Annotated in this window: 14 protein-coding genes and 1 pseudogene; 1 reads left to right on the forward strand and 14 read right to left on the reverse strand. The window is 45.9% G+C overall.

What is annotated here, in order from left to right:
• From JL57_RS31510 to JL57_RS36070, 14 genes and pseudogenes are all read right to left on the reverse strand, one after another.
• Positions 1-899 (reverse strand): annotated as a pseudogene (locus JL57_RS31510) (glycosyl hydrolase); the annotation flags it as partial.
• Positions 900-1,055: 156 nt separating this feature from the next.
• A complete protein-coding gene (locus JL57_RS31515) occupies positions 1,056-1,484 on the reverse strand; it encodes a Fur family transcriptional regulator (RefSeq protein ID WP_034145530.1) in 429 nt (142 codons plus the stop codon).
• A 228-nt stretch (positions 1,485-1,712) separates the two neighbouring features.
• Positions 1,713-1,883, reverse strand: coding sequence for a DUF362 domain-containing protein (locus JL57_RS36060; RefSeq protein ID WP_291300766.1), 171 nt, complete (start codon positions 1,881-1,883; stop codon positions 1,713-1,715).
• Positions 1,884-1,997: 114 nt separating this feature from the next.
• Complete coding sequence (locus JL57_RS36065; protein ID WP_291300765.1) at positions 1,998-2,153, reverse strand: hypothetical protein; 156 nt, start codon at positions 2,151-2,153, stop codon at positions 1,998-2,000.
• A gap of 89 nt (positions 2,154-2,242) precedes the next feature.
• The gene (locus JL57_RS31520) at positions 2,243-3,586 is read right to left on the reverse strand and encodes a VWA domain-containing protein (protein WP_034145529.1); all 1,344 of its coding nucleotides are present in this window, start codon (positions 3,584-3,586) and stop codon (positions 2,243-2,245) included.
• Entirely contained in the window at positions 3,573-4,490 is a 918-nt protein-coding gene (locus tag JL57_RS31525) for a MoxR family ATPase (RefSeq protein ID WP_034145828.1), read from the reverse strand. The genes JL57_RS31520 and JL57_RS31525 overlap by 14 nt, the downstream gene beginning before the upstream one ends.
• Positions 4,491-4,566: 76 nt before the next feature.
• Positions 4,567-5,703, reverse strand: coding sequence for an N-acetyl-alpha-D-glucosaminyl L-malate synthase BshA (gene bshA, locus JL57_RS31530; protein ID WP_034145829.1), 1,137 nt, complete (start codon positions 5,701-5,703; stop codon positions 4,567-4,569).
• Positions 5,704-5,741: 38 nt separating this feature from the next.
• Complete coding sequence (locus JL57_RS31535; protein WP_034145830.1) at positions 5,742-6,101, reverse strand: YlbF family regulator; 360 nt, start codon at positions 6,099-6,101, stop codon at positions 5,742-5,744.
• 103 nt (positions 6,102-6,204) lie between these two features.
• On the reverse strand, positions 6,205-6,900 hold the full coding sequence (locus JL57_RS31540; protein ID WP_034145831.1) for a hypothetical protein: 696 nt from the start codon (positions 6,898-6,900) through the stop codon (positions 6,205-6,207).
• Positions 6,901-6,974: 74 nt separating this feature from the next.
• A complete protein-coding gene (locus tag JL57_RS31545) occupies positions 6,975-7,736 on the reverse strand; it encodes a histidinol-phosphatase (RefSeq protein WP_034145832.1) in 762 nt (253 codons plus the stop codon).
• 201 nt (positions 7,737-7,937) lie between these two features.
• Positions 7,938-9,257 (reverse strand): metallopeptidase TldD-related protein, encoded by a 1,320-nt coding sequence (locus tag JL57_RS31550; RefSeq protein WP_034145833.1) that lies wholly within the window; start codon positions 9,255-9,257, stop codon positions 7,938-7,940.
• Entirely contained in the window at positions 9,254-10,747 is a 1,494-nt protein-coding gene (locus JL57_RS31555; protein ID WP_034145834.1) for a TldD/PmbA family protein, read from the reverse strand. Before JL57_RS31555 ends, JL57_RS31550 begins: the two co-directional genes overlap by 4 nt.
• A 208-nt stretch (positions 10,748-10,955) precedes the next feature.
• Positions 10,956-11,462, reverse strand: a complete 507-nt coding sequence (locus tag JL57_RS31560) for a GNAT family N-acetyltransferase (protein WP_034145835.1) — start codon at positions 11,460-11,462, stop codon at positions 10,956-10,958.
• 178 nt (positions 11,463-11,640) lie between these two features.
• Complete coding sequence (locus JL57_RS36070; RefSeq protein ID WP_291300820.1) at positions 11,641-11,826, reverse strand: hypothetical protein; 186 nt, start codon at positions 11,824-11,826, stop codon at positions 11,641-11,643.
• Positions 11,827-12,087: 261 nt separating this feature from the next.
• Here JL57_RS36070 and JL57_RS31570 point away from each other — a divergent pair, with 261 nt between their 5' ends.
• A complete protein-coding gene (locus tag JL57_RS31570) occupies positions 12,088-13,002 on the forward strand; it encodes a Na/Pi cotransporter family protein (protein WP_034145837.1) in 915 nt (304 codons plus the stop codon).
• The last annotated feature ends 646 nt before the right edge of the window (positions 13,003-13,648 follow it).

The raw sequence follows: 13,648 nt of genomic DNA on the forward strand, positions 1-13,648 counted from the left end.
AAATCATCTTTATCCCCTTTACTGTTCGTAACCGTTAAATGCAACTGATAGAGAAAGGGCTCCTCTAAGGTCCAACGTCTAGCATCTGGCACAGAAAAAGTCAATATCACTGGCGAAATATCCACCTTTTCTTGAGGGGACACAGTTAGCATCTGTTCCGCCACACCAGCTGAGCCATCGGAGAGTACCCCGTAAACAGTCCAAGGACCTTCTTGAGAAAAACCTCGATGCAGTAGATTAGATTCTACAGTTATTTGTGCGGTAGTTCCATTCCACACTACTTGCACCTGCGGAGGCATTATCGTCGTTTCAACCACCGCATCCAGGCGAATACCACCCGTAATGCGCCCTGCTTTTGGCCAACGGGAGCCCAAAAACGAAGCTCGTTGTTCAGCGCTTCCGGCAAGCTCAACTAAGAGAATATTATCCTCTCCATAGCGAAATGCCTTGGCAGGAATCTCTAATTCGTCCGCCCCGCCGCTTCCTTCAAATTCGCCAATTTTTTGGCTGTTTGTGATCCCATTTAAGTATATGTTCGCCTGCCCTTGAACACCATTCAACGTGAGCAACATAGTTCGGGAACTCCATTCTCCTGGGATTCGCAATCGTTTTGCCACGACCGTAAATCGCTCACTCGAAGGTAGGGTTAAGGGCTTCCCTCCCGTTAAAAAGGATTGATTGTTTATTCCTTTAGCACGTTCGGATTCTGTTGTCCAAGCTTGGCGCAATGAAGAGAACTGATCCCAACTCCCGTTTAAATTCTGCGTAAAACGTGATGCACTTATACCAATTTGCCCATGTTGAAGAGATTTCCCTTGAGGACTTTGCCAGTACCACCATAATGCTCCTAAAGTTAATGCCCATAAAGCAATAAAAATCATTAAGCGACGATTGAACATAAAATCCCCTCTTTATATCTACACGCAAATTGCGATTAGTTGACTTATTCGTGAAAGATCTTCAAAACCCTTGCACCTAATAAAAATAAACCCATAGGTAACCAGCTTCCAGCGAAGCACGCTTACCCATGAGTTATGTTTAAATCTATTCCTAGTTTAATTCAGCTGCACACCTTTGAGACACTCTGGACAAACTCCATGAAACTCCATGCGATGCCCTAAAACTTGAAACCCTGATTGCTCCCCGACTTCTTGATCCATGTCGATTAGAGGGCGATGGAGATCCGCCACCTTACCACATCTTGAGCAAACAATATGATAATGATTCTCGGGATTGCCGTCAAAGCGACTTGACATATCACCATAGGACAACTCCAAGAGGTGCCCATGCTCTTTCAGCATGTTGAGTGTATTATAAATTGTACCTAAACTTACTCCCGGAAATTTCGCCTTAACGTGGTGATAAATTTCATCTGCCGTGGGATGGGATACAGTTTCCAGTAGGAATTCTAAAATCGCCTGTCTCTGTGGTGTAAAACGGACACCTTTATTTTTAAGTTGTTTGAGAATTTCGATGGCATCCATACCCATATCTCCTTTTATCATTATAATTTAAAATTATTGTTATTTAGATAATAAATTAATCTAATAAATTTGTCAACATTATTTCTCAACCTGAAAATCATATGAATCTAAACAGGGATGTTCGAGGTTAGCAATAGCTTATTTGCATTTCTCAGTCAAAGGGGTCTGACTAGTATCAAAAAGGAGAGTTTATTAAACTCTCCTTTTTAGTAATATTGTTTATGAGTATTACGCTGGATTTGGTGCTTCAACTGGACAAACCGTGGCACATGACCCACAATCGATGCAAAGTTCCGCATCAATAACGTACAAGCCATCACCTTCACTAATTGCGGAAACTGTGCACTCGCCTTCGCAAGCGCCGCAACTAATGCATTCTGAGTTAATAACGTATGCCATGTTACTACATCCCCTTTTCTCTCACTTCAAAAACAAATATACCAAAGCTTCAGAGAAAAGGCAAGCTATAAAAGCAGATAGTATTTCCCATTGACACTTCAGATATACAACAATTTACAGATCTTTTTCTGGTCGATATGGTACTTGATAAAGCCGGCGCAGACAATGTGAGCAATAGGGTAAAACACGATTACTCACGTGATTCCTTCGGAATAAGATGTGACCTAAATCTTCATGTTCAAAACCGCAAGCCCGACATTTTTCTAACATAAGTATACCCCCCACGCTTTGTGCGTTTCTGTACAAATAATCTATCTATAGTATGCTCCTTTTGTCCATAAAATAAACAAGCAATTCGCTTAGAATTGCTTGTTTAGAATCTGTGTTAAATGATCTAGGGTAAAACATTCATACATCAAACAGGAGGGCAGAAACGCTTTAACATGGGGTGTCTCCACCCAGCGACGCTCAGGGAGTGTATTGAGCCAAAGCACCTGACGGACCTGACGACGAATTTTCCCCAGTAAAGCCGCTGCTTTTTCCCCTTCAAGCGTCTGTGCATCACTTACAATCAGCAGCAATGTTTGCCTAGAAAGTGTATCAGGGAACCTACCCTGCAGGCTTTCCAAGGCATTTGCTAAATTCGTCCCTCCTCCCCATTCCTTTCCAGATACGGAGAGGGCTTCTTTAACCATTACCTCGAATCTCTGACCTTTTCTAAACTTATCGGTTAAAGGAATCAAAGTTTCCCCAAAGGCGAAGGTTTTAATCCCACTAACCACCGTAGATAAGCCATAAACAAATTGCCAAATAAATTCAGTATACTTAAGCATTGAACCCGAAATATCACAAAGTAAAATAATTCTCGGACGACCCATCCGACGGCTGCGATAGCTTCGCTCCACAAGCACCCCGCCATAGCGTAAATTTCTCCGTAAGGTCGCGCGCATGTCTAGTCCACCACGTCTTCGAGCTGCCCGGTAGCGACGAGTTACCTGGCTGGCAAGGCGTTGACTAAGGCGGCGAATTAGGCGGATGACCTCTGGCCACTCTTCGGGAGAAATCTTCTTTAAATCTCGGCTTAAAACCTCCGCTTCCCGATCGCGAAGTGCACGTTCCACTTCAGAGAGCACCCCATCCGTGGACCCTGGTAAGGAAATTGGCTCTTCTTCGTTTAACTTCTTACGCCAATACTCCAAGGATCCCCGCAGAACCCGTTCAACCATAGGTTGATAAGAATGATCGACTGGTATTCCACTTCTCGTGCCATTGGACGATCTTTCCAAGAAATCACGCAGGCGTTGTTTGTCTTTCTCTGGAAGGCTAGCATAAATAGCTCGCTGTTCCTCATTAATATCCAACTCATTTTCCTGAAAACGCAGGTCTTTTCGGGTATTCTCGATCTGCTCGTTCCACTGAGTAGCCTTCTCTGCTACGTCCTTCTGCCATGCTTCTTTCTGTTCTAAAGACGCGAAGTACGCCCGAAAGGCTTCTTTAAAGGCAGAAATATGTTGGATATTTTTTACGAGAGTTGCCTGGAGCACGGCCTCTACCCTTTCACGATCCGCTAAACCAATCACAGCTAATCCGTCTGCGGCATCTGAAATTTCAGAAGGGCTAACCTTAAGTCCCACTGACCTTAACAATTGAGCAAACTCCACTAAATGTCGATCCAACTCACTGGCTCTATTATGATTGTCCATGAGCACGTCTTTCTCCCTGTGCTAACTTACTAGACTCAAAAAGGAGTTGTTCAGCTCCCATCTCCCGATAGAAAAGTTCCACATCGTCCTGGCTCTTAAGCAGCAGGGTCAGTGTCGCATCAACCCAAGCAGGATCGAGGCCAGTCTTACCCATCACGAGCAACGCCTTAGCCCAGTCCATGGTTTCGGATACCGAAGGAATCTTATTAAGAACAAGCCGCTCTCTAAGTATATTAACAGCCCTGGCAACTTCTAAAGCTAATCGTTCTGGCAAATCGGGAATTTTGGCCCGAAGAATACGGACTTCTTTGTTCACAGAAGGTGGTTCCACGTGCAGGAAAATACAGCGTCGTTTTAATCCGTCGGAAAGCTCCCGTTCTCCATTAGAAGTTAAAACCACGATGGGACGTTCTTTGGCGACAATTGTCCCCATCTCAGGAATAGTCACTTGAAACTCACCCAAAAGTTCAAAGAGAAATGCCTCAAATTCCGAATCCGTCTTATCAATCTCGTCAATGAGCAACACAGTTCGCTTCTCACTCAATAGTGCCTGAAGCAAGGGTCTGGGCAGTAAATAATCTGTTGAAAAGAGGTCAGCTTCTGAGAGATGCTCTCGACCCATTTGAATCTTTAAAAGTTGACGCTGATAATTCCATTCGTAAAGGGCTTTAGTTTCATCGAGCCCTTCATAACACTGCAAGCGGATCAGCGGAGCCCCAAAGACCTGACTCAACACTTTAGCAATTTCCGTCTTGCCTACCCCTGCTGGCCCTGAGACCAAAAGTGGTTTACCTAATTGCGTCGCTAAAAACGCCGTCAGCGCGATTCGATCATCCCGTTCGGTAATATAACCGACGGATTCCAACTCATTTTCAAACTGATCTAGCGTCATCCGGTTTGGCATCTAAACCCACCCCCCTAATCGATGTTCGATGTTCGATATTCGTGGTTCGAATGCTTAATAAACCACGAACTACGAACTATGACCTTGGACCTTGGATCGCATCTTCGTAAACCGATTCATATTCTTTCACAGCCCGTTCCACCGGAAACATCTCTCGTGCCCAAGTTACAGCCTGTTCAGAAAAGGACTTATAGCGTAAATCGTCGGTCAATAGGCTAAGTACTGCCTCACTCATCCCTACGACGTCCCCGACTTCTGCAAGATAGCCGGTCTTGCCATGGATAACGACTTCGGGTAATCCACCAACCCGACTGGCAATGACCGGAACCCCACAAGCCATGGCTTCTAGGGCGACAAGCCCAAAACTTTCCTGTTCCGATGGGAGAATAAAAACATCAACCATCTGCAAAATTTCTTTTACACTTTCTTGTTTTCCCAGAAACATGACTTTTTTCTCAAGTCCTAGTTTTACGGCCTCCCGTTCAACCCGGACCATTTCCGGTCCATCACCGACCAGTAAAAGTCGACAGGGTGTGACTTTCTCAACCAGGGAAAAGATTCTAACCACATCCACGACCCGTTTCACTTCTCTAAAGTTTGAGATGTGGGCTAAGATTTTCTCTCCCTGTGGAGCAAAGTATCTCCTGCACCGGTCCATCAATCCCTTCATCGGTAGATAGACATTGGGGTCAATAAAGTTCGGAATCACCTTAATATCTTGATTAATAGGCCCAAAGATCTCTACAGTATCCCTTGCCAGTGATCGAGAAACAGCGGTTATCTGGTCGCTTGATTTAAGGCCTAAGCGGGTTAAATTATAAAATTCTTCAAAAGCACCCACCAAAGTAACATCCGTACCATGTAAGGTCGTCACCAATGGCAGTGGCCTAGTCATCATTTGTTTGGCCAATAATGCACTAATACTGTGAGGAATAGCATAATGGGCATGGATTACGTCTAACCCTACATAGTTCGCGACTTCGACGATTTTATTGGCAAGCAACAACGTATAGGGAGGAAATTTAAACAAGGGATAGTTTACATCAGTTACCTCATGGAAAAAAAGTTTCTCATGAAATCGATGTAACCGAAAGGGTCGAGCGGAAGAAATAAAGTGAACTTCATGCCCTTGCTCCCCCAATGCATACCCCAGTTCCGTCGCCACGACTCCACTCCCCCCATAACTGGGGTAACAAACCATTCCAATTTTCATCCATTCAAACCTTCTTCAATCTAGCATATCATTCCCTTTCAGGGGGCCATCTCCTCATAACCTATTGGCATGGCGTCTTGAATTGCCTCTCCAATAATCTTTTGAATGTCATTGACGATGCACGAAACTTCAAATTCAGCTTCTAAATACTCCCTTGCCGCAGGGTTTAAACTCACTAAACTATATAAGCGTTCCAGCTCTTGCTGCTTCTCCTCGCTGATCTCTTGTTCTAACATTTGGGCCTCGCGAATCTCCCATTGTTTCAATTGAAATTCGCGAACCATCTTGTGATTACTGGCATCACTCATTACTTTTTCCTTAGATTTAAGAAATTGCTTGAACTCATTAGATTCCTTAAGCGTACGCGCCAGTTCATAAGCTAAATCGTTTGCAGCCATATCCTTTTCCTCTCCTCTGTCCCACTATCTCTATAATTGTCTTATTATATAAAATTTTAGTGGCTGAGACAAATCACATCAATGTGAATGACTCAGCCTAACCTCAAATATCCTGACAGGTACTTACAAGTTTCTCCAACAAATCAAAGGCCTGCAAACGACTAAACGACAGCAAATTATCCCATTGCTCTCGGTTAAGTTTCCATGGACAATGAACTGCCACACGACTAGCAAATCCCAAAGGACTTCCCCCATATAGTTTTTCTAAGCGACGTTGAGAAAGACTAACCACTCCTGGAGCATGGGCATTACACATTATCGGCTCGAGGCACAGAGCCGGCTCACCTTGATACGTCACTAGTAGTGAGAACTTCGCGAGTTGCTCTACAGCCACTTTTCCCTGTTCAATGGACCCTTCCAACGGAACAGAATCGGGCTGGATAATCCCACCCAATTTCCGCCAGAAGTTCTTGTCATCGGCACTATTGATGGAAACGCAAACTCCCACTGCCCCCATTTGACGGGCAAAATTCACCACAAAACGAGCAAAATCACATTCAATAGTTCCTTTTAAGGATAATCCTTCTAAAATAACTAACCGCTCGGCACTGCTTAAAGTGAGTTCTCCAATTCCCGCCTCCCCCAACTCAAGCACATTTAAGCCTGGTAACACATGAATCTGCGGATTTAATCCGGTTCCTCTATCTGTCAAGAAGGCCCCTAGGGCTTGCGCCCAATCTTCAAGGCCATCTTCGTTCCATTCTGATCGAGGGGAAAGCTCAATTTCTATCCAAGGCATTTGCGTCTCTCCTTTACACTCCGTCACACACATATTGTTTAGTGTTTCACCGTCGTGTAAAGTTATGCAAACATCTAATCCAATGAATAACGCACTTTGTTAAAACTTGAAAACCCAACCACAGAGTGAACCCCGATCTGCCGCAAGACCTGACTCGCTTCCTCTAGATCTCGCCCTACTACTTCGGCACAATGAGCATCAGACCCCAAGGTAAACTCAATTCCCCGCCGCTGAATTTCCTCCATTAAACGTCTTTCTGGGTAGAATTCTTGAACGGGCTTATACCGACCATTTGTGTTCACTTCCAAGGCTAACCCTCGTTCTGCTATGATCGTTAAGGCCTCATCAGCCAGCTTCAAGATATCCGTTTTCGGTCGAATCCCAAATAGTTTAATGAGATCAAGATGACCAATTGTCGTAAATAGCCCAGAACTAGCTGCATGTTTTACAAGCTCAAAATATTCACGATAAATCTCATCCGCATCTTTCTTATGATGCATAGGCTCCTCTTCTGGAATATCAAAGATCCAGCCATTCATCTCATGAACTGACCCAATCACAAAATCAAACGGATATTGATCTATTAAATCTTTGATTCGTCCTTCATCTTCCACTCGATATTCCGCCTCAAAACCAACTCTTACCGCTAAATGAGGATAGTCTTTCGCTACTTCCCTGATCAGGGGAAAACTCATTTGCTCAAAATAATAGTCATGATCGGCAAAACCAATTTCTTTCAATCCCTTGCGCGACGCTACATCTAAAAACGCTCGAATGTTTTCTCGGTTTGCCTCCCGATCGTTGTGTCCGACAAGATGAACATGCATATCTAACATTACAGCATTCAGACTCCTTCTCTTTTTATCCACTTCCTAAACTCTTGCTTCTTGTGCTGAAAGGGGACATACCTGCGAAGCAAAAGCTGTTCTTCTGGATAGGTATGTCCCCAACTAAGATAAGAGACTATTGTCCTGTCAAAGCCCGCATTTAAAAGCAATAGACTCCGACTTCAGGCTTTCTGATCTCTGTCCTCTGTTTTAAAGCGTTTGTACTCCTGTTTTTATCATCAGATAAGGCAGGTTACTCAGGCTTGCCTGGGCCGTTTTTGTCGTTGGGGCGGCCAAATCCGCCAAGAAATTACCGGTTAATTTAACATCCGTTCGCCCAACGATTTTACCCTTTAAAATCCGCAAACAGTGGGGCGCACTGAGCGAATATGAGCCCGAGACAGCTTCTTGAGTATGTAAACCGAGCACTGATAAGACAAGAACTCCATCTTCCACCCCTTGCAAAGCCTCTTCCCAAGGAACCTCGGCTTGATGCTTAAGATATAGTCCACCTGTTCCTTGTGGTAAAGCTGTCGGTTTCGCACCCCAGCGCACAGCATCTTTCACCCTCAGATAAGGAGTCTGCAGAAGCCCATCTCGGGCTAACACTGTCCGATGTGCAGGAACTCCTTCAGGTGTCACCATATAAGACCCTAATTCAAGGGGTCGAAGCGGGTCAATCAGTAAAGAAAAATGCGGATGAAAGACTAGTTTTTGATCTAGAAAATTTTCTTTGGAAAAGGCACCCTGCCCCTCGATCACACGATCACCCGAGAAATTCGGCAATACAAACTGTCCTAACATATCCTCTGTCATAGACGGAGAAAGAATCACTTGAGTCTGGGGTCCAACGGGAGGTGCTTCTTTCTTCATCCCCTCATACTGATTCACGATTTGTACCCACAAATCCTCTCGTTCTTCCGGACGAATAAGTCGGCGCTTAACAAATCCACCACCTACCAAACTATCAAAGGAAAACCAGGATATAAATTGAGACTGTTGATAAGTAACAGCAAGCCCTGTCGAGGTACGAACATGTCGATAGCCCCAAGCAGCTTGGATGCTGCCTTGCATCTTCGCTTCAGAAGGTCTGTCCTTAAGCCATTGTTTGACTTGATCGAATAAAACCTCATCCTTTCCAGCAATTATTTGTTCAATAGCGCGGTCCTCGAGAGCTACTAGCTCCAGGGGTTCTGGCGATGGAATATGTGTTGCATCTGGGTCTTCATAGGAAGCCAGCTTCCATTGCTCCAATTCCTTCGGCCAATAGTCTGGGTCATTTTTAAATGGCAGCTGAACAATGGCCTGACTGCATGTCCCATCAGCCCAGACCAAAAAAACCTCTCCACTTTCACCCTGTCGATAACTAGGTGGAGTATAGACACTCCCTGGTGAATTGTCTTTGATTCCTAAAGAAACTGCTTCCGATTCATGGACCAAAATTCGCCAAGCCGATAGGCGTAGTTCCTCTTTCTTTGGGGCCTGCTGAGACTGATAGAGAAGATCCTCCAATTGCGCAACGAGTTTCATGCCTGCTCCCCTCCTAAACTGACTTGCTGATCAACATCCATGAGCAGATAACGATGACTTCCACCGCTTGAAGCGACAGATTGCCCACCTTTACCGCACGCTCCAATCGCATCAAAGCACCCTTCTCCTAACCCCCCGCGAATTGCCTCTAAAGCAGAAAGAATTTTCCCGCTAAAAATCGACGGTTGGTAAATCGGCAGGTTTGGATCAGCCACATCAATAATCCCATCGCATTGAAAGACAAAATCCCCCGTTTTAGGATTAACTTGTCCACCTCGATACCCCAAAAGAAGCAGATTCTTCTCTCCCTCACGTAACTCACCGTTTTGCATAAGAGTTTCACGCACAACTTTCACTTCGTCCATCAAGTGTTCGGCTGGAGTTAACGGAAGCATGCGGTCAACCAGTAAACGAATATTGCTCATTCTAGGCAAAGGAATTTGTCCGTAGCTCTCTGCTCTTCCCGCTCCTGTCACCGGCATGCCCGCTTCTTCCCCAGAGAAAATATCTCCCAGACCAGCCACCAGCACTCCATCCTTGACAATCGTCACGGTTTGTCTTATAAGTCCGTTGGCCGAAAATGGTTGATAAGCCCAGTCTCCGAGAAGTGGACCATCGATGATATTGACACCAGGCCTAGCCACCCGGAGCCCTATGCGCAGTTTCCCAGCTTCTCCTAGTACGGATTCATTCATGTGATCCGACTCGACTGCATGTCCAAAGGCCTCATGCGCCAAGCCCTTGGCCAGCCCATAATCAATAATCAATGGATAATGACCGCTCGGCAAATGAGGCGCACTACACACCGCTTTGGCAAACGCTGCCCGATCCATTGCCTTTTTTTCTAAGGAGTGATCCGCTAGTTCTTCAAAGAGCACTGTAGCATCCATGCCACTGCGATAAATCAGGGTACTTTGTGCCTTACCCTGATCCCGAACTGTCCCCTGATGCATCAGGACCGCTCTAGGAATAACAAAGGATACCAACGTTCCATCTGAGCGCCCGATACACCATACTTCTTCGATTTGTCTATAACTTGTTTGCCAAGAGCCCTCCGGAAAACCATCCCGCAAACGGGAATGTAAGCTTATCACCTTCTCCTGAAGTTCTGACAAAGAAATTTCTCCAAATACTTTTTGGGCAGGATTCCTTACCTCCTCCTGGATCTGAGGAGCCTCCCAGATCTGACGATTTCGTTTTGACCCGATCGCTTCATTTCTACGGGCCAACCGAATTGCCTTATCGATTAATGTGCGGCCGAGCTCCAACGCTAAAACATCAGAGTTGGCAAATCCTGATGCCCCCTCCTTCGTAAAAGCCTGAACTCCATAACCGCTATCTCCTCCAGTCGAAACCCGATCCAATCGCCCGTTACTCAAACGTAGGCTCCATTCCCTGCGAGATTGAGCCCGTACTATAAAATAACCTTTCAACCCCTTGGTCTCCGCTAACACGGCTTGAACTAATGCCCTAATTTCTATTTGCTCCACAATTGCCTCCTTGAGAGTTGAACTCTAATAAGGATATTATACCACGGAGCGCAGAAAGGAACCTTATATAGAAAACATATCCCGAGGCCTGTATAAAAAAATAAGCCTCAGGACATGATTTAGATAGTCTCAATTTTTCAATTTTTTATCCCCACTCCTCTCTTTTACTTCACTTGCGACGGCTGATACGTCGCAAGCTTTTTTTATACTAGTCTATTAATTTGACCAAAAGCTTTCGTTCCTCAGCAAAACCAAACTTTTCGTAGAGCTTAAGTGCTCTCACATTATGACTACTAACCGCAAGGCCTAGGTAGAAAACCCCATGGGCACGGCAATACTCCTCAGCAGCTTTAAGCAATACTTGACCTGCACCTTTACCCCTCCACTTCGGAACAACTCCTAAATCCATAATCCAACCCTGAGTCAAACCCGTTAACTCTTCCTGTGATGTTGGGTGAAGAACTAAATACCCAATCGGTTGAGTTTTTTCCTCTTCAGAACAAGGCTTTCCATTTTCCTTTACAGCCTCCACTATGAAGACAACAGATCCAGTCTTCTGAATCCACGTCCAAAACCCAGTAAGAAATCCCTCTCTGTATCTAATGGTTTCTTCAATAGGCTGTTTACGCCATGGCGAAATGCTATCCAGCATACCTTTTTTTCCAAGGGTATAAATAAAAGGCCAATCCTGAACATTCCCCTCACGAACTCGCATACCATCACCTCTTGGGTTAACTTATGCAGTCACTCCCTGTCAGGTTTGAGCCAATAAATATTATTTATGTGGGCACTGAATGAGTGCCTTTTATTTTGCGGTCAGAAACAATCAATACTGCGCTTTATGTATAGTTAAGAGCATTCTAAAGTAATCCTAAAGTCGGTAATTTCTAACTCTAGTTCTTGATAATTTTCTCATTCAATACAATTAAAAGAGCCCAAAGAATATCCCCATCAAAATCACTCAACCATGGTCTGCGATACGAGGCAACCACCTCCCGCTCTCCCACAAAGATAGCGGAGAACCCCCTCCATTGCTTCCGCCCATGCTCACAGTACCGCGCTTTTGCGTAAACGCGCAAACAGCCCCCCCAAGAACTTCTGACACCGTTCTTAACCCCCGTCGACCCAAGCCAGAGGAAGTTTCTTAGCTTAGTGAGCACTATTAGTGGAATTGCGTCAATGAGCGCAGAGGATATGGCGTTAAGAAACTCAACGGTTAACTTGCAGAAAGCCCAGAGGTTTTGAGTTTTAGGCATAGCCTCAAGCGAATAGCAAATGGAACGTTGTGCGAACGTGCTAAGACACTTCCTCCCACAAACTCCCGAAAGAAGGTGAGACCACTGTATATCGCCATCCTTATCCTAGGCCTCTGCCTTCTACTCTGGGGCATGAAAATCCTGCGGCAGGGGCTGCAAGCCTTTGCCGGGCATCGCCTCCACCAAGCACTTCTTTGGATGACCGCAACTCCTTGGCGCGGGTTCTGGAGTGGCTCAATATCCACAGCTCTTCTTCAATCAAGTACTGCCTTGACCGTGATGGCCGTATCTTTCGTCGATGCCGGGCTCCTTCCCTTTGGCAACGCTTTTGCCCTAATCTTAGGAAGTAATATTGGCACCACCCTTACGACACAACTCCTTGCTTTTCCCTTAGACCAGATAACACCCTACATTATGATTCTCGGTTCTCTGGGATTTCTCTTTATTCCGTCCCGCTGGCGATTTCTTTCCCAATCTGTTTTCGGCCTAGGAGTTCTCTTTTTTGCGTTAGGTTTACTCCAAGTTGGGATGGCCCCGCTCGTTAATTTGCCCGCAATTCAAAACTTTCTTCGACAGCTAGGCGACAACCATCTTCAAGGAGTCATCGCTGGGACAGTGGTATCCGCCCTACTTCATTCCTCCAACGCCACTACGGGCATTGTAATGCTGCTTACGGCTGACGGATGGATAACCCTGCCTACAGCACTTGCCTTTATCTTTGGCGCCAACATTGGCACCTGTTTTACCGCCGTCTTCGCAGCACTCGCCTCCTCGAGGGCCGCTCAACGGGTGGCGCTATTTCATGTCTTACTTAATGTATTTGGGGTACTACTCTTCTTACCCTTCGTTGAACCACTTGCCCATGGACTCACCCTCATGGGAGGAAGCCTCTCGCGCCAGGTTGCTAACGCCCATACCATCTTTAATCTATTGTCATCTCTATTGGCCTTTCCTCTCTTACCTTGGGCAACCCGCTTCCTTAAAAAAATTCTCCCCTAAAGCCCCGAGATACAGTGTCATACAGGCGCGAAGTCTTACGTAAGCCAGAATAGCAAACTTCCGCTCAAGCGACCTCTAAGACAGACGGTGCACATCTATGTGCCGTCCACAAAATGCACGCCAAGTACAAGCCAAGAACCGCCCCAACTTTCGGTCCCGTTCCCCAGACCTCAGCCGGGGACGCAGTGTGACACGAGCGCGACGTCTTTACGTAAACAGACCAGCAAACTTCCATTCAAACGACCTAAGACAGACGGCGCACATCTATGTGCCGTCCCCAGAATGCGCGCCAAGCCAAGAACCGTCCCCAATTTGCACACCTGAACCACCTTACACAACTTCTATAGACGGCGCACATGCAAGGTACAGTCACCAGCCTCCCGTTCCATTAAGTTCTATCGTTCTATCGTTCTATCGTCCCTCGTTCCCCAGACCCCAGCCGGGGACGCAGTGTGACACGAGCGCGACGTCTTTACGTAAGCAGACCAGCAAACTTCCGTTCAAGCGACCGACCCTAGATACGGGACAGTGCACAAGGATGTGCACTGCCACCAACCGAGCCAAGGACGGCGAGTTTGGTGGGTATCCCGCTCCCCACAGTAGGAGCTTGAACGGTTAGTTTGCTCTGCGTCGTAAGCACCGAGCG

It is taken from the genome of Desulfosporosinus sp. BICA1-9 (assembly GCF_000802135.1).

Bases quoted from the DNA above. Each gene is read 5' to 3' on its own strand.
- JL57_RS31535 (WP_034145830.1), bottom strand. From the start codon at position 6,101: ATGGCTGCAAACGATTTAGCTTATGAACTGGCGCGTACGCTTAAGGAA.
- JL57_RS31515 (WP_034145530.1), bottom strand. From the start codon at position 1,484: ATGGATGCCATCGAAATTCTCAAACAACTTAAAAATAAAGGTGTCCGT.
- JL57_RS31540 (WP_034145831.1), bottom strand. From the start codon at position 6,900: ATGCCTTGGATAGAAATTGAGCTTTCCCCTCGATCAGAATGGAACGAA.
- bshA (WP_034145829.1), bottom strand. From the start codon at position 5,703: ATGAAAATTGGAATGGTTTGTTACCCCAGTTATGGGGGGAGTGGAGTC.
- JL57_RS31545 (WP_034145832.1), bottom strand. From the start codon at position 7,736: ATGTTAGATATGCATGTTCATCTTGTCGGACACAACGATCGGGAGGCA.
- JL57_RS36065 (WP_291300765.1), bottom strand. From the start codon at position 2,153: ATGTTAGAAAAATGTCGGGCTTGCGGTTTTGAACATGAAGATTTAGGT.
- JL57_RS36060 (WP_291300766.1), bottom strand. From the start codon at position 1,883: ATGGCATACGTTATTAACTCAGAATGCATTAGTTGCGGCGCTTGCGAA.
- JL57_RS31525 (WP_034145828.1), bottom strand. From the start codon at position 4,490: ATGCCAAACCGGATGACGCTAGATCAGTTTGAAAATGAGTTGGAATCC.
- JL57_RS31520 (WP_034145529.1), bottom strand. From the start codon at position 3,586: ATGGACAATCATAATAGAGCCAGTGAGTTGGATCGACATTTAGTGGAG.
- JL57_RS31550 (WP_034145833.1), bottom strand. From the start codon at position 9,257: ATGAAACTCGTTGCGCAATTGGAGGATCTTCTCTATCAGTCTCAGCAG.
- JL57_RS31560 (WP_034145835.1), bottom strand. From the start codon at position 11,462: ATGCGAGTTCGTGAGGGGAATGTTCAGGATTGGCCTTTTATTTATACC.